Source organism: uncultured Arcticibacterium sp., from assembly GCF_964021845.1.
Taxonomy (GTDB): Bacteria; Bacteroidota; Bacteroidia; order Cytophagales; family Spirosomataceae; genus Arcticibacterium.
The window spans coordinates 102135-116936 of record NZ_CAXHZC010000006.1 but is presented as its reverse complement, the minus strand read 5'-3'; the positions used below and the strand labels follow the sequence as shown (position 1 = coordinate 116936).

Sequence of the window (14802 nt, the reverse complement as noted above, 5' to 3'; positions counted from 1 at the left end):
CCCAACACTTATTAGGCACGCTTTTATGAAAGTGAGATTATCACGGTAGTTGTTAATACTATCCCTGGTCTAGTACTTTTTGGATTTCGTAATAAGCTGGTTTTGCCACGTAATTCGTATCGAATAGTGATGGTGTTAAATCTTTATGCCAGCCGGTGTTATCTTCTATGTGCCAGGTGTTCCAGCCCACTACGCCGTTGTTGCTTTTATTTACCATAATTTCCATGACAGCTTTATATGTGGCGGCTTGTTTTGCAAGTTCTTCTTTTGACATTCCGTCTCTCATCCAAACGCTAAACTCGGTAATATGAAATTCTAAATCATTTTCATGTGCCCAGTCTATCAAATTTTCCAAAGCCTTTTTTTGACCAGAAATCAGCTCCCAACCTGCATTAAAATGAGCCTGCATTCCTATTCCATCTACTCGCGAGCCCTGCTCACGCAAATAAAGAACGGTTTGCTTAATAAGGTCCCAGTCGGTATTAAATACGTAGTCTGCATGCTGATTATAAATCAATTTCATATCTGGAGCATGTTCTGATGCTATTTCAAACGACTTTTTGATATAAAGCGGAGTCCCGTTTTTGTCGGTGTCGTAACCCATTTTTACCCAAGGGTTTTGCCATCCGTAGCCTTGTTTTTTGCCAAACCATGTTCCTTCTGCACAAACGGTTTCATTCACTACGTCCATGTATTCAAATCCTTTTTTGCCATTATAACGTTTGCACAAAGCCGTCATGAAGTCTTCTAAATTTGTCTCGAGTTCTTCTGCAGTTCGGCTCTCTTCTAGTGTCCATTTGGAACATTGCGGACCAATAGGGCCATGTACTCTAATTATCTGGTTGTTTTCGGCCACATGTTCAACCCATTTATCTGCTTCTTCCCAGTTCCATGTGTCGCTATTGTCTGGATGTATGGTTCGTTGTTTGAAATCATTTTCAGGTGTGACATAGCCAAACTCGCTGTCCAGAATAATACCCGTTTTAGTGCCTAGAAGTCCTGCTGCCGTAGTACCGCCAACTATTAAATTTCCTGAAGGTTTTTTTTTAGCTACAATATCCCTAAGTCTAAGACCAGAAGGTTCGGTGATTTCACCATTCTCATTGAAAACATAGCCAGTACTGGTTGTGTTTTCTGTGGTGCAAGAAGCTATAGTCAATACTAATAGAAAGAGGGTTGATAGGGTTTTCATTTAAAGTTTTATATGCTTTTGGGTTTATGATTGTTTTAATAGTTTTTCACAAGTGCTAATGGCAGAGCAGATGGCTCCTTCCATATAGCCAGAAAACTCTGTTGAAGATTCTGTTCCTGAAAACAGCAATTTACCATTAATATAGCTCTCTTGTAAGAAAGGATGCCCGTTATTTTGATGTGGTTTATTAATTCTTTGATTTCCGCTTATGACAAACTCATCAGTCCAAATTTTATCGTAATAAGTCAGAGGTTCGGAAGCGTCCTTTCCTAAAAGTTCTGTTAGCTGTTTTAACACAAGTTCCTCTCTCAGTTCTTTTGTATAGTTAGACGAACCTGGGTTTAAGAAACCAGTAAAACCAAACTTGTTCTCTTCAAAATTAGTGTGGTCATACATTTCAGAAACTATTCCGGAGTGGCTGTAAAGCATTCCTGAGTATTCATTTTTCCTCCAAAAGGGTTCCGGGTATTCTAGAACAAATTTTACCGCTCCAGCCATCCAAGTTTGTACGATCGGCAAGACTGTTGAAATATTGGAAGAGAGTTCAGGAGAAAATGATATTTGAGAACCTGCCAATTGCGGAGGTAAACATAAGACAAGCTTGTCGGCCTTAAATGTTTCACCATTATTAGCTTCAATCACTAGGTAATTGTCGATTTCGGTGATGGAAGTAACTTTAGTTTCTAGCCTAATGTGTTCTGAAGCTAGTTTTTCAAAGAGGCGGTCTATTAAAGCCTGTGTTCCTCCCGCAATCCTGTATGATGGGATTTCGGCTTCAGACACAAAAAATTCTTGTGGTGGCTCAAAGGATTTTGTTTGAAACAGAGATTTCCCTTTAGAGTATTGCGGAAATTTCTTTAGGTCTAAATGTTCTAGGAGTTGATTCAGGTTTGTATGAACGTCCGAAAACCAGGTAGCACCTAACTCTAGGGGCGTAATGTTTTTCCCTTTTATAGTTTGTATTCTTCCGCCTAACCTAGGAGAGGCTTCTAATACGGTGGCTGAAATATTATGTTTTGATAGTAAATAGGCCAAAGTAAGGCCACTAAGGCCTCCGCCTATAATCACTATGCGTTCGTTTTTTTTCATTGCTTTTTATTAAATTCAGCTTACAGCTAAGCTGCGATGAAGAACAGCAGCTAGCTTTGTGGAGTTTCAAAAATCTAGCTTAAAATAAGTACAATAGCCACGCTTGTGCTCCTTAGGCAAGTTTCTTATCAAAAAGGTAAGAAACAAACAAAAGAACAGTAGCGATAAGTGCAGGGGCAAACTCACCGTTATTTACACTTAAATGAGCTGCCAAAGCAAGAACAAAATCAAAGAAAAAACCTGCATAGGCCCACTCTTTCAAACTTTCATATTTTTTGCTCCAAATGGCCATTAGCCCTAAAAATTTTGCTAAAGCGAGCGGGTAAACGAGATAACTAGGGTAACCCAATTTTCCGAATGTCTCAGCTACGACTTCATGATTGAAAACGTACATTCCGGCCGACATTAGCATTAATGCACTTAGCAAACCAGTAGCGGCTAAATAAATTATTTTGTTTCTTTTTTGATTCATTTCTATTCGTTGATTTTTAATAGCAAATAAACCCAAGCCACCAGCAGAAAGTTCTTTAGGGCTTGCAGAACTAGCTATTTATTAGAACGTCTATTGCCTATCTAGTATTCCTTTTCCTCCGGCCATTAGGTCACTTATCTCTCCATTTAGAATTCTCAAATTAGCTATAATTAAACTTGGAGAGGGTTCTTTCATGTATGTTCCTTGCTGAATGTTAAAACTTTCTTTCTTGATTTTTAAAATATCAAATAGATAACAAGCAAGTGGTCCGGCGGCCATTCCTGTTCCAGACTCTTCTAATATTCCGTACCGTGGGGCAAACATTCTAGCACTCGCATCATATGTTGTATTTGTAGAAAAAACATAATAGCCAATTAAATCAAACTCATTGCTAATTTGGTTTATTAAGTCAAAATAGGGGCTTATGTTCTTTAAGGTCTCGTTGTTCTTAACAGGAACTAGGATAAAGGAATTTCCTGTGTTAACTACTAGAATGGGTGCATTGGGTATTAGGTCGCTTTTTTCTATCCCTAAGGATTTTAGAATTAGATTTTCTTTATGACCTACGTCAACATATTTTGGTGCCAATTGCTCCATAAATGCTAAATCTCCAATTATCTCAATTTTGCGGCTGCCATCTATGGTTTCTTTAGAAGAGTTATTATTCTTTAGTGTTCCAAACTGTTTTTTTTTGAACGCTTCATCATTTTAAAGTTTGCTTTCCTGAAAGGGCTTAATTTTTCTGTATGCAGCCTCTCCAATGTTTCCCTCATCAAAAGTGTCATAACTATGAATAAAGGTGTATTCTACAGTTGATGTGTCTTTTAGTGGCCAGTCAAAAGTAACTGCATAAATACCATTTCCTTTATCTTTTAAAGGAGTGATTTCCCAGTTTAAAAGGCCTGAGCCAACAATGCCTATAGTGGAAGGGTCTTCTATGTCTTGAATTATTTGAGACATGTCAATTTGGAAAGTTATTTCGATGTTTTTCGGTTGAAAAGCCGTCATAAGCAGGACTAAGCCTAGTCAAGTAATTACTTTATTCATTCGTTTATTTTTATGGCTATAAGGAAGTAAGATATACCATAGTATACCGCCTTCATTTCCAATATATAAAAAAATGGAAGGCTATACGAACATTTTCAAGACGCTTATCTGTTTGTGAAAAACTTAATTAAAGCTTCAGTTCTTAAAAATGTAAAGACTTTATCATTCTTTTAAACCAGAAAAATGACTGACTTACCTATTCTGTTTAGGTCTGGAAAGTTTAAAATATTGGTTGGTACTTCTGTCTAGTAGATTTGTTATTTTATCGAAATTCTGTGGAGTAGGGTTAAGCCCAATATGTTTGTCAATAATATTACTTCGTTTATAAATCAAGAAAGTATTTTCCACATTTGGGTCAATTTTGTTTAGATGTACTTCGGAGGTTTTATCATCAAAAGAAGGAACAAAAGTTAGGGCAATTTTTTTTAAACGAAGTTCAGTTCCTAGCTCCTCTAGCTCTTTCATTCTTCGCTCGTTGTTGTAATTAAGGTCATTACCATATACGAAATAAACTTTCAAATACTTTTCTCTTTCTTGGCTTACTTTATCTAAAAACACAAGCCACTCTTTTACTTCTTCCCAGTTTGGCTTATTGCCCACAAAATATAAAATTCCGTGATACCAGCCGTATTTACAGATTGGGCAGGTTTTTGTGCCTTTATCTACCCCATAGGCGTGGAAAGGGGTAAAAGAGATAATATCTTCGCCAATGCTTTTGCCAGAACTTTCTAGACTATTATTTTCTATGGGGTAATTTGGAATATTTAGGCCTAAAATGATATTTCGTTCGCCAATCCATAAATCCTCTTTTTCAACAAAACGGATTACGCCACTTCCACCCCGGTTTTCCATACGGTTTCTGCGTCTGGTAGATAAAATTGGGTCATTATCAAACACGAAATCATCTAGGTAGTAAGGTGCCTTCATTTTGTCCTCTTTTACACTAATGTGCACATGGGCAGGTTCATCTCTGCTGGGGTAGGTTCCTGGCATTGCGGTGTAAAGAGCGTATTTCCCTTGCACATCAGTTTTTATCCAGCCTCTAATATACCCGTGGGTTTGCCCTAATTTGTTTTTAGGCATATTCCTTTCTTCGCTTTCTTTTGTGGCATAAACTCCTTCTGCATTGGTTTGGTAGTAGTAGAGGATTATTCCTGAAGCTGGAGTTTTTCCGTCTAACTGGTAAACTGTTCCTGTTAATAGTATTTTTTGACCGTTTGCGTTAAATGCAGGACTTGAGTCTTTTGATAATAAATCTTTAGGCATTTTGTAGTAAAATGGTGGTGATTTATCAAAGTCCTCACTTAAAGCCATGGTCTGTTTCTCGGTTGTTTGGCCATTGCAGCTAACCAAGTTTAGGCACATTAAAATCAGAAAACCTATTTTAGAAGTTCGTGACATTTTGTGAGTTTTTTAATAAATGTACGCAAGCACAGGACTGTTAACTTCCGAGTTTTTGGGCAATTACCTGAGTGGAGTGAATAAATGGTTTAGTGGAGTAGCTGATGCCAATTATTTCTATAATGCCTACTTAGTCTAATAGTTTGACCATTTTCTAGCAATGCGTCATAATCTCCATTACTTCTTGATTTTAGTTCTTTGAGGTATGTGCAGTTTATAATTGTGGAGCGATGCACCCTTAAAAAGATAGTAGGGTCCAGCTCAGTTTCAAGCTCTTTAAGGCTTTTATTCTCTAAAAACTTCTGGTCATCGGTATAAATGATAGAGTAAGGTTTGTCGGTAGAAATAAGCTGAATGGATGCGGTAGTAATACTTATGATTTTTGAACCAGCTTTGACTTTGATATTATCTGAATATGAAGAGTTTGATTTGCTTCTAGAAATATAAAGTGCTGGTATAATCATATACCACAGGGTGGCAATATAGAATTGATTAGAAAAGGCTGCATTAAAAATATTAGAAAACCGATGTGGCGGAGAGAACGCCATATGACTAATTAGCACAAATAGGGAAGCGAACAATGTGATATGCAGAAAACTAAAAGCTATCCCAATTCCTAAATTATAGGGCAGTTTACTTATTTCATTTTTAGGGTTAGCCCTACTAAGAAGGCGGTTTATGAAAATAGTAAGCGGAATGAAAAATACCCAAAAAGTATTATAAAGTAGAGATTCTGAGAGGTAAAACCCAGTTTGCTGCAACCTACTGTATATATAGTCTTGGAGCACTGCAAGCAGAAAAACAAAAACTAGTAAGGATAAATACAACGGTATTTTACCCATTTTCAGGGTTTTGAATTTATCTTTAAAGTGAATTGATTGTTGCAACGCTTCTTTAAGTTTTCATTGGAACAAAGGTCTTAAACCTCAAACACAGTTTAGGTTAAATGGGTTTCTTCTCAGAAATCTTACGGATGCTTTTTAAAAGGGAAGGCTACTCAGTAGAATCAATTAAAAAGGCTTCATAAGTATAGCTTCAATGAATTTGCTTGTTTTTTTATGATTTTCTTTGTCAAAGAATCCAAAAACACAAACGGCTTCGGTTCCAGTGTAGGCACGTTTATCTTCGTCTCTCCCAAAACTAAAAATTACCATGTTGTCACCTTGACGCCAGCCTTCATCTCCTGCAGATGATGGGCCTATGTTTTTAACTCCAGCATAAAAAACTTGAGTGTCTTTTGGATCGCTATCAGCCAAATAAAAGAATGGAGAAGGGAATTTGTTGCCAAACTCAGGGTTGAGGTATCCTAGTCCACCAGATTTTATTTCTCTCTTAAGGCCATCTTTTAATACATAAAAGTCGGCGTTGTCTTGCTCTCCACCTACCGGCCCTTCAAAAAGAAAAGCATATTTATCATCTGCCTTTATAACTTTAATGGCAGCGTGAGTAGGGAAGAAATGGTATTCCAACTCATATGTAGCGTTAGATGTTTGCATAATGAGGTGTTCGCCTTCTAGTTTGTCGCTGAATGCCATTTTCTTACCATTTTCATCTACCCAGTATGACGTGGAATTACTTTTTCTTTGAGGGTGATTAAAGTTTCCTTCACCAAAGTTTGGCCAGCCACGATATTCATGTTTTCCTCCTTTTGCAGATGATTTATTGTAACCTCTGTCGGCATCATTGCCTATCCAGTCGTTTCCTGTTTGGTCAAAAGCACTGCTAAAACCTGATTTTCCATCAGTCTCGCCATTTTCAAAATACCATGTTCCACCAGCAGCCGCTATTTTCCAGCACATATTATCAAAATGCTTGACTTTGGTCACTACTACTTTGTCGCTTGGGAAAGGTGTATAGGGTTTTCCTGCTGCAGGTTCATGCTTACGCCACGCTTGAGCCATTTCTTTTACAAATTTTTCAGCATCACCGTTAAAATGAACCACACATAAGTTGCCCACCTCAAAATCGCCCATGCTGGAGGCAATATACTTTTTGAGGTAGTAGCCTGTCTCGTCCACATAGTCTACCGAAGGATGTTTATCCCAGTCTACATTGTCGGTTTTTTCTATAAAAAATGTTTTGTCTTCTCTTACGCCATGTAAGTCTTTTATGGGCATTTGTGGCTTGTCCATGGTTCCCCAAGTTACGGTAAGGTCATGCTGCGGAATCACGGATTGATACCATGCTCCATGATAACCAATTTCTTGGTCAGGGTACAATTCCTTTACATGGGCTTTCAGCCAATACACAAATTCTAATTCCGATTTGTCTGGATTTTGTTCGTAGGCTTGTGCCATTTTTTCAACGAACTTTTCAGGTCTCCCGTTAAAATGAATAACCGTAAGCCGTCCTATGTCAAAGTTTGCCATGGTAGCTGTAGAATATTCAGAAACGAGGTATCCAGTTTGTTCGAAGTAGTCAATTTTGGGGTTTTGTGCCCAGTCATTTTTACTTTCTTTCGCGATGAAAATGGTCTTGTTTTCATAAAGCCCTTCCATGTCTTTAAGTGGCCAGCTTTCTTGTGGCGTTAGCCCCCAACTTACGGTTAAGTCATATTCGGGAATGAAAACTTGAAACCAATCATTATGATGGTCAAAGGAACTCCCCGGATACTGTTCAGGAATGTTTTTTATTAAGAATTTAGAGAATTCTGTGTCCGTTTCAGCTTGTTTTACTTTTTGAGCAGATACCAGCTGAGCACCAAGTGTCAAAAAGGCAAGAGCATATAAAAGGTATGATTTCATAATAGGGTTATTTTTTTCGTTTACTGGGAAAAACAAAAATAAACATAAGTAAACGAAGTGATATAAAAAATAAACGAAACCTAAATTATTTATCGGAGGTATAGGTGAATAAAGAGCTTGTTCAGTTTGGAGGAATACTTTCTTAACTAATTAGTTCCCTTTTTTACCTTTCAAAAGGTTTAGTTTTCGGTCAAAAGTTTAAAGTCCTTTTCTATTTACTCTTATTACTTTAGTTTTAAACTCAATAATTCTATAAAAGATGATTAAGAAAATACTTTTAGCTCTTTTGGCGGTTCTTTTTATAGTTCAATTAATACGACCAGAGGAAAATGTTTCTGACAGTGTTTCTGTCAATGATATTAGTGCCAAATATGAGGTTCCAGAAGATGTGCATTTGATATTGCAAAAAGCCTGTACCGACTGCCATTCTAATAATACAGTGTACCCTTGGTATGCTAATTTTCAGCCAATGGCTTGGTACCTTGATGACCACATCCAAGATGGCAAAAGACATTTTAACCTTTCTGAGTTTTTGGCTTATGAGCCATGGAGAGCACACCATAAATTAGAAGAACTAGAGGAGGAGGTAGAAGAAAATAAAATGCCACTTGATGAATATGTAAGAATGCATGAAGAGGCAAATCTAACGTCTGTGGAAAGGATAAAACTTTTAAATTGGTCAAAAGGCATTAGAGCAGAAATGGCAGCTGATAGTACATTAGATTTAACCAGACCTAAAAGAAAAAAGTAAAGCTTTATTTCGCTTCATTCCTTATGTATTTGACTAGAATGCATTGTCCAACCTTACTGGTTAAAAACCGCATGGATATCTTAGATTCCCTTTATCCTAATTAGGTAGTTTAGGCCATCTTATTTCCGTAATTTTAGATTCAAACAAACAGAAAAAGTATGTCGTTGTTATTATTTTTAGGCCTTGCGGCTATTATTGCCAGTTTTGTGGTTAACACCCCAGCATCTCCTTTACAGAGAATGTCGGGCGTTATTAGAATTGCGGGTATTGTGCTTTTGGTTTTGGGAGCATTATCAAAAGCTGTAATTCAGATTGACCCAGGTCAAGTAGGGGTTCAAGCTCTTTTTGGAGAGGTTAAAGAAGGAACACTTCAAAGTGGATTGAACATTGTGAATCCATTGGTAGAGATAAAAGCTTTTGATATTAAAACTCAAAACTATACTATGTCTGGTGTTAATGATGCCGGAAATGCTGGTGATGATGATGCCATAAAAGCCTTGTCAGAAGATGGCTTGGAGGTTACGATTGACCTAACGGTTTTATATAGAATTATTCCTTCCAGTGCACCATCTATTTATAGAGAGTTGGGTACTAGCTACAGAGACCTAATTGTTAGGCCTATCGCCAGAACTAGAATTAGAGATTTGGCTGCCAACTATGAGGCCGTGTCTTTGTATTCTTCAAAGAGAGAGGAGTTTCAGGCTAAAATCTTTGAAGCCATTGATAATGATTTTACTTCCAGAGGGTTAGTCTTAGAGCAGCTTTTGGTACGTAATATTACCTTGCCAGAATCTGTTAAGAAGGCTATTGAGTCTAAAATCAATGCAGAGCAAGATGCTCAAAAAATGGAGTTCGTACTTCAAAAAGAGCAGCAAGAGGCCGAGCGTAAAAGAGTAGAAGCTCGTGGTATTGCAGATTATCAAAAAATTATAACATCTACTTTAACTACTAAGCAGTTACAGTATGAAGCTATTCTGGCTCAAAAGGCTTTGGCGGAATCGCCAAATGCTAAGATTGTGATTATGGGTTCTGATAAAGGAAACATTCTTATCAATCAATAGTTAGGAGTTACAAATGATGTTAACAGTAAAAGACCACCCTAGGGTGGCCTTTTTTTTTAAATCTACACTGGATTATTAGATGTGTAGCACATAATTGTCTTTTAGTTACATTGAAATTGGTAACTCACGCTTTGTCTGGTTTGCTCTCCAGCTTTATCTGTTGTTGTTTCTGAAGCCATTGGCAAGCCTTCATTATTATAGGTGTAGGCTATACCAGTGGTTTGATCCACTTTGCCATCCTCATCATATATTCGTCCAGAAATCAAGTTGTTTTCACCAAAAAAGCTGAAGAAATTGTTGGCAATTCCTACAAAACCGAGGGCCGCTATTTTATAAGCTTTTGGATGAAATTGAGGTTTATTATCATACTCATCACCTACAAAAGCCAATTTTTCAGGTTCACCATCTATACTGGTCAAAACCTGAGATACATTATTTCCCTGGTACACTATTCTTGTATTTCCTGAAATTTTCTTGCCAAATAACTTTACCGTAGTCACTACAGCAGAAATTTTGCCATCATTCAAAACGAAAGAGTTTTCCATAAAAGGTAAGCCTCCTACTGATGTACTCGTATTACTTACTCTATCTTTTTCGTCGTAAGTGTATGCTACTTTTAAAGTTTCGCTATTGTTTTCGGTTTCTACTTCCATGGTTTTGATTAAGCCTTTTTCATTGTATTTAAAACTCATGATAGTTTCATTTTCTTCCAAGGTATAAATACGAATGAGATCATCTTGAACATATTCAAAATCACGAATCGTCTTCCCTTCTCCATTTACCATTGATAATAGCGGGCATACGTCATTGTCACCTGAGAAAGGGTCTACGTCTCCTTTGTTTTTCTTTTTACAAGAAAACACTAGAGGTATTAAAAGGAGTAAGATTACTATTTTAACAAATTCTTTTTTCATTTTCAGTTTTTTGAAGCCTTAAAGGAAGTGTTGCAAAAATTGTACCGATAATGATTGAATTGGTGATTTTTTGAAGGGTTTTCGTATATAGCTCTTTTTTGCAGAAAGCATTTGTCGAATTATAAAGCTTTGAGGTTTTCGTTTTTCAAAAGGAAAAAACAGCCAAAATCTAATGATTGACAAGGTTTTCTTTGATAGAAAATTTACTATCTTGCCACATAAATAGGTGATAGGCTTATTATAAATCACTTAATACTTAATTCAGAAAAACCCAGATGGCAAAAATCCTCGTAATAGATGATGAAAAAAGTATCCGAGACGCTTTAAGAGATATCTTGGAGTATGAGGGATACCAAGTTGACGAAGCTAAAGATGGCCAGGAGGGTCTAGAAATGGTTTTAAATGCACCGTATGATGTAGCCTTGTGTGACATCAAGATGCCGAGCTTGAAGGGCTAGATGTTCTTCAAAAAGCCAAAGAAGAGGGTTCTATTACACAGTTTGTAATGGTCTCAGCTTTTGGGAATGTTGAAAACGCAGTAGAAGCTACTAAAAGAGGAGCTTTTGATTTTATTACTAAACCACCAGATCTGAATAGACTTTTGGTAACAGTAAGAAATGCCATTGAAAAAGCCAACGATGTTGAGGTGATTAAAACGCTGAAAAAGCGTGTCTATAAGAAAAATGAAATTGTAGGTGAGTCTACAGTTATCATGAAGGTTAAGGAAACTATCGATAGAGTAGGACCAACCGAGGCTAGAGTGCTTATTACTGGGCCTAACGGTTCTGGTAAAGAAATGGTGGCCAAACAAATTCATGAGAAAAGCAACAGACTTAAAAAACCATTAATTGAGGTTAACTGTGCCGCTATTCCTTCTGAGCTTATTGAAAGTGAGCTTTTTGGACATGAACGTGGAGCATTTACTTCTGCTGTCAAACAGCGTATTGGTAAATTTGAACAGGCTGATAACGGAACTTTGTTTTTAGATGAGATTGGTGATATGAGCCTTTCAGCTCAAGCGAAAGTTCTTAGAGCTCTACAAGAAGGAAAAATTACTAGAGTAGGTGGAGAGAAGGAAATCAAAATAAACGTAAGAGTACTTTCTGCCACTAATAAAGATTTGAAACAGGCCATTGCTGAGAATGAGTTTAGAGAAGATTTATTCCATAGATTAAACGTTATTCCTATTCATGTACCCGCACTGGCAGAGAGAGCAGAAGATATACCTCTTTTAGCAGAGAAATTTCTGCAAGATGTAGGTGAAGATTACACGGACCAACCGGTAAAACGATTTTCTCCAGAGGCTATGGAGCAGATGAAAAAACTGCCATGGACAGGGAATGTGAGAGAGCTACGTAATGTGGTAGAGCGTCTTGTAATCATGTGCGGTGAAGTTATTCAGGCTGACGACGTCAAGCTGTATGCTGGCATGGGCTTGTAAATAAATAATTTAATGATTTTCAGAGTGAAGCATAACGGAGTTGTGCTTCACTTTTTTGCGTTAAGCTATTCTTTTTAGTCAAGAAAATAATTCCTTATAAAGCCCTGTGCTGTGTGAGTTTACAGGGTGATGTTTTTTTTGGTTCGTTTTTTTTTGAAAAAAAATGAAGTTCCCGCTGAAAAGCGAGCGAGGAAAAGGTATGTCTTTTTTCTGTCGAGAAATGAAGCCAATAATTGTCTTTTCTAAGTGAAGTGTAATCGAGTTGTGCTTCACCTTTTTGTGTTAAGCTATTCTTTCTTAGCTTTGATAAATTACCTTTTATGAAATCACTCAAATTTCCAACAGCCCATACGGTACTTTTTATTATTGCTGCTTTGGTAGCTTTATTAACTTGGGTTCTACCTTCTGGAGAATATGACAGATTATCGTATTCAGAAGAGGCTAATGAATTTTTGAGGACTGGTAAGTCAGAAGGTAAATTCCCCGCAAGCCAAGAAACCCTAGACGAGTTTGGAATAAAAATTCCCTTAGAAAACTTTACGAGTGGAAGTATTTGGAAGCCAATAGGAATTCCCGGCACTTATCATAAAACGGTCTCAAAACCACAGGGCTTTCTGGCCTTCTTTCAAGCTCCCTTAAAAGGAATTATAGAATCTATTGACATTATATTATTCGTGCTCATTTTAGGTGGAATGATTGGTGTGGTGCACAGCACCCATGCCTTTGACTCCGGCGTGGCTAGCTTGTCAAACTTGTTAAAGGGAAAGGAGTTCTGGTTAATAATAATAGTAACCTGTCTAATGGCAGCAGGCGGTACCACCTTTGGTTTATCCGAGGAGACTATAGCTTTTTACCCCATCCTGGTTCCTGTATTTTTAGCTGCAGGTTATGATGCTATAGTGGCTCTGTCCTGTATTTTTATTGGCTCCAGTATTGGAGGTTTGGGGGGTACTACTAATCCTTTTTCCGTGATTATTGCTTCTGATGCAGCAGGTATAAACTGGCTTTTGGGAGTGAATGGAAGGCTTATAATGTTAATTTCTGGAACATTAATTTGCTTGTGGTACATTTTACGCTACGCCAAAAGAGTAAAAGGGAATCCAGAACTGTCAGTAATATATGACCAAAAAGAAGAGATTGAAGCTGCATTTTTGAATAAGAAAGGAAGAGAAATAAAGCATTTGACTTTAAAACAGAAAATAATTTTAGTCATTTTTACTTCCTGCTTTGTCCTTATGATTTATGGCGTTTCAAGTCTGGATTGGTGGTTTTTAGAAATGACTACCATTTTTTTTGTTGGTGCTGTTTTGATAGGTATAGTTGGCCAAGTAGGCGAAAAGAAGTTTGTGAGAGCATTTGTTTCTGGAGCAAACGACTTGTTAAGCGTAGCATTGATTATTGGAATAGCTAGGGGTATTACAGTTTTGATGGAAAACGGTCAAGTTTCAGATACGCTGTTGGATGCAGGTTCAGGTTTAGTATCTGATATGCCAAAAGGAGTTTTTATAAATATGCTCTATTTCGTTTACATGGGTCTATCACTTTTTATTCCTTCTTCTTCGGGAATGGCGGTGCTTACCATGCCCATTTTTGCCCCACTGGCAGATGTGGTGGGTATAGGTCGTGAAATGATAGTAAATACCTACATTTACGGGCAAGGTTTATTGGCTTTTATAAATCCTACAAGCATGATTTTAGCTTCACTTACTATGATTAATGTAGGTTTTAACAAATGGTTGAAGTTCGTTTGGCCACTTGTTCTGATATTGGCTTTACTTTCAATGTTGTTTTTGACCGCAGGTGTTTATTTAAGCTAATTAATTATTGATATTATAAATAATAGCAATGCAATTACGCCTAAAGTCAGAAGCCAGGTAAACAAAAAGCTCTTCCATTCTTTCCATTTTTCCCGTTTGTTCAATTTCCTGTACTTTCTAGGTTTCTTTTTTGAGATAAGCTTTAGTAAGAAGAATATTCCTGCAGCCAAAACCCCAAACGAGAGGATATAAAATACCCAAGGTAAAAACACGTAGCCCGAACAGCCAAGACTGCAAGCAAAGCCAAGACCATAAACGGTCAATGGTAAACTTAGTAAAAAGAGAAGTGCGTAAAGTATTTTTCTTTTGGTAGAGAAAGGCATTTTACTTTTCTCTTTCCCTTTTATCTGGACTTTATTTTTTTGGATTGTTTCTTTTAAGAGGCCACTCTTTTTAGTGGTTTGAACGTCATTGGCTAAGACACTTATTTTGGAGGTATCGGATTCTACGTTTGAAAAGAAACTTCCCGTACAGAAGTATAAAAGCCAAGAGCAAGTCATAAGCACAAAACCTTTCTGGAAATACCTTTTAAAGAGGCTACGCTTGGTTTTTCGTTTTATTAGTACATAGGAAAGACATAAAAGAGCAATACAGATAATTAAATATTCTTGTATCGCTAATGGAGCTAAGAATGCTTTTCCCAAGTAAAAGGCAATTGAAATTCGCAAAATTTCAGTAAATGCAAATAGAATGCGAGAGGCCGCGATATTTTGAGCAGCCCAGCGAGAAAGTGGAATATGGAGTGGATTAAATTTCATTAGAAATTTTATTGAAGAAACAAGTTAAGTCAAAAATTAATAAACACCTTTTTTCTAAAGGTTTTCTGTCTATAGAGCGTGCTACAATTCTTACCTTTGTGGGGTCAAAAATCAG

General features: G+C 37.1%; 13 protein-coding genes and 1 pseudogene. 4 read left to right on the top strand and 10 right to left on the bottom strand.

Annotation, left to right across the window (positions count from 1 at the left end; all coding sequences use genetic code 11):
- Positions 1-58: 58 nt before the first annotated feature.
- From AADJ06_RS16640 to AADJ06_RS16605, 8 genes are all read right to left on the bottom strand, one after another.
- Positions 59-1192 (bottom strand): endo-1,4-beta-xylanase, encoded by a 1134-nt coding sequence (locus AADJ06_RS16640; protein ID WP_341227613.1) that lies wholly within the window; start codon positions 1190-1192, stop codon positions 59-61.
- A 24-nt stretch (positions 1193-1216) separates the two neighbouring features.
- On the bottom strand, positions 1217-2281 hold the full coding sequence (locus AADJ06_RS16635) for an NAD(P)/FAD-dependent oxidoreductase (RefSeq protein WP_341227612.1): 1065 nt from the start codon (positions 2279-2281) through the stop codon (positions 1217-1219).
- A 112-nt stretch (positions 2282-2393) separates the two neighbouring features.
- Entirely contained in the window at positions 2394-2753 is a 360-nt protein-coding gene (locus AADJ06_RS16630) for a DoxX family protein (RefSeq protein WP_341227611.1), read from the bottom strand.
- Positions 2754-2843: 90 nt separating this feature from the next.
- Positions 2844-3350, bottom strand: a complete 507-nt coding sequence (locus AADJ06_RS16625; RefSeq protein WP_341227610.1) for a PhzF family phenazine biosynthesis isomerase — start codon at positions 3348-3350, stop codon at positions 2844-2846.
- 111 nt (positions 3351-3461) lie between these two features.
- A complete protein-coding gene (locus AADJ06_RS16620) occupies positions 3462-3713 on the bottom strand; it encodes a hypothetical protein (protein ID WP_341227609.1) in 252 nt (83 codons plus the stop codon).
- A gap of 279 nt (positions 3714-3992) precedes the next feature.
- Positions 3993-5201 carry an intradiol ring-cleavage dioxygenase gene (locus AADJ06_RS16615; RefSeq protein ID WP_341227608.1) on the bottom strand — a complete coding sequence of 403 codons (1209 nt, stop codon included), beginning with the start codon at positions 5199-5201 and terminating at the stop codon, positions 3993-3995.
- A gap of 89 nt (positions 5202-5290) precedes the next feature.
- A complete protein-coding gene (locus AADJ06_RS16610) occupies positions 5291-6043 on the bottom strand; it encodes a LytTR family DNA-binding domain-containing protein (RefSeq protein ID WP_341227607.1) in 753 nt (250 codons plus the stop codon).
- Between the two features lie 168 nt (positions 6044-6211).
- Entirely contained in the window at positions 6212-7945 is a 1734-nt protein-coding gene (locus tag AADJ06_RS16605) for a hypothetical protein (RefSeq protein WP_341227606.1), read from the bottom strand.
- Positions 7946-8204: 259 nt separating this feature from the next.
- On the opposite strand from AADJ06_RS16605, the gene AADJ06_RS16600 reads away from it, so the two are divergent.
- Both AADJ06_RS16600 and AADJ06_RS16595 read left to right on the top strand, forming a co-directional pair.
- The gene (locus AADJ06_RS16600) at positions 8205-8696 is read left to right on the top strand and encodes a heme-binding domain-containing protein (RefSeq protein WP_341227605.1); all 492 of its coding nucleotides are present in this window, start codon (positions 8205-8207) and stop codon (positions 8694-8696) included.
- A 158-nt stretch (positions 8697-8854) separates the two neighbouring features.
- On the top strand, positions 8855-9757 hold the full coding sequence (locus AADJ06_RS16595; protein WP_341227604.1) for a prohibitin family protein: 903 nt from the start codon (positions 8855-8857) through the stop codon (positions 9755-9757).
- Positions 9758-9858: 101 nt separating this feature from the next.
- Here the strand turns inward: AADJ06_RS16595 and AADJ06_RS16590 are convergent, their stop codons facing one another.
- Positions 9859-10671, bottom strand: a complete 813-nt coding sequence (locus AADJ06_RS16590; protein ID WP_341227603.1) for a hypothetical protein — start codon at positions 10669-10671, stop codon at positions 9859-9861.
- 275 nt (positions 10672-10946) lie between these two features.
- Here AADJ06_RS16590 and AADJ06_RS16585 point away from each other — a divergent pair.
- A pseudogene (locus AADJ06_RS16585) lies at positions 10947-12112 on the top strand (sigma-54 dependent transcriptional regulator).
- A gap of 320 nt (positions 12113-12432) precedes the next feature.
- Positions 12433-13929 carry a YfcC family protein gene (locus AADJ06_RS16580; RefSeq protein WP_341227602.1) on the top strand — a complete coding sequence of 499 codons (1497 nt, stop codon included), beginning with the start codon at positions 12433-12435 and terminating at the stop codon, positions 13927-13929.
- Here AADJ06_RS16580 and AADJ06_RS16575 read toward each other — a convergent pair.
- A complete protein-coding gene (locus AADJ06_RS16575; protein ID WP_341227601.1) occupies positions 13926-14687 on the bottom strand; it encodes a hypothetical protein in 762 nt (253 codons plus the stop codon). The genes AADJ06_RS16580 and AADJ06_RS16575 overlap by 4 nt on opposite strands.
- Positions 14688-14802 lie beyond the last annotated feature (115 nt).

What these genes read in the sequence shown, in the direction of transcription:
- AADJ06_RS16640 (WP_341227613.1), bottom strand. Translation starts at nt 1,192, where the DNA reads ATGAAAACCCTATCAACCCTCTTTCTATTAGTATTGACTATAGCTTCT.
- AADJ06_RS16635 (WP_341227612.1), bottom strand. Translation starts at nt 2,281, where the DNA reads ATGAAAAAAAACGAACGCATAGTGATTATAGGCGGAGGCCTTAGTGGC.
- AADJ06_RS16630 (WP_341227611.1), bottom strand. Translation starts at nt 2,753, where the DNA reads ATGAATCAAAAAAGAAACAAAATAATTTATTTAGCCGCTACTGGTTTG.
- AADJ06_RS16625 (WP_341227610.1), bottom strand. Translation starts at nt 3,350, where the DNA reads ATGGAGCAATTGGCACCAAAATATGTTGACGTAGGTCATAAAGAAAAT.
- AADJ06_RS16620 (WP_341227609.1), bottom strand. Translation starts at nt 3,713, where the DNA reads ATGTCTCAAATAATTCAAGACATAGAAGACCCTTCCACTATAGGCATT.
- AADJ06_RS16615 (WP_341227608.1), bottom strand. Translation starts at nt 5,201, where the DNA reads ATGTCACGAACTTCTAAAATAGGTTTTCTGATTTTAATGTGCCTAAAC.
- AADJ06_RS16610 (WP_341227607.1), bottom strand. Translation starts at nt 6,043, where the DNA reads ATGGGTAAAATACCGTTGTATTTATCCTTACTAGTTTTTGTTTTTCTG.
- AADJ06_RS16605 (WP_341227606.1), bottom strand. Translation starts at nt 7,945, where the DNA reads ATGAAATCATACCTTTTATATGCTCTTGCCTTTTTGACACTTGGTGCT.
- AADJ06_RS16600 (WP_341227605.1), top strand. Translation starts at nt 8,205, where the DNA reads ATGATTAAGAAAATACTTTTAGCTCTTTTGGCGGTTCTTTTTATAGTT.
- AADJ06_RS16595 (WP_341227604.1), top strand. Translation starts at nt 8,855, where the DNA reads ATGTCGTTGTTATTATTTTTAGGCCTTGCGGCTATTATTGCCAGTTTT.
- AADJ06_RS16590 (WP_341227603.1), bottom strand. Translation starts at nt 10,671, where the DNA reads ATGAAAAAAGAATTTGTTAAAATAGTAATCTTACTCCTTTTAATACCT.
- AADJ06_RS16580 (WP_341227602.1), top strand. Translation starts at nt 12,433, where the DNA reads ATGAAATCACTCAAATTTCCAACAGCCCATACGGTACTTTTTATTATT.
- AADJ06_RS16575 (WP_341227601.1), bottom strand. Translation starts at nt 14,687, where the DNA reads ATGAAATTTAATCCACTCCATATTCCACTTTCTCGCTGGGCTGCTCAA.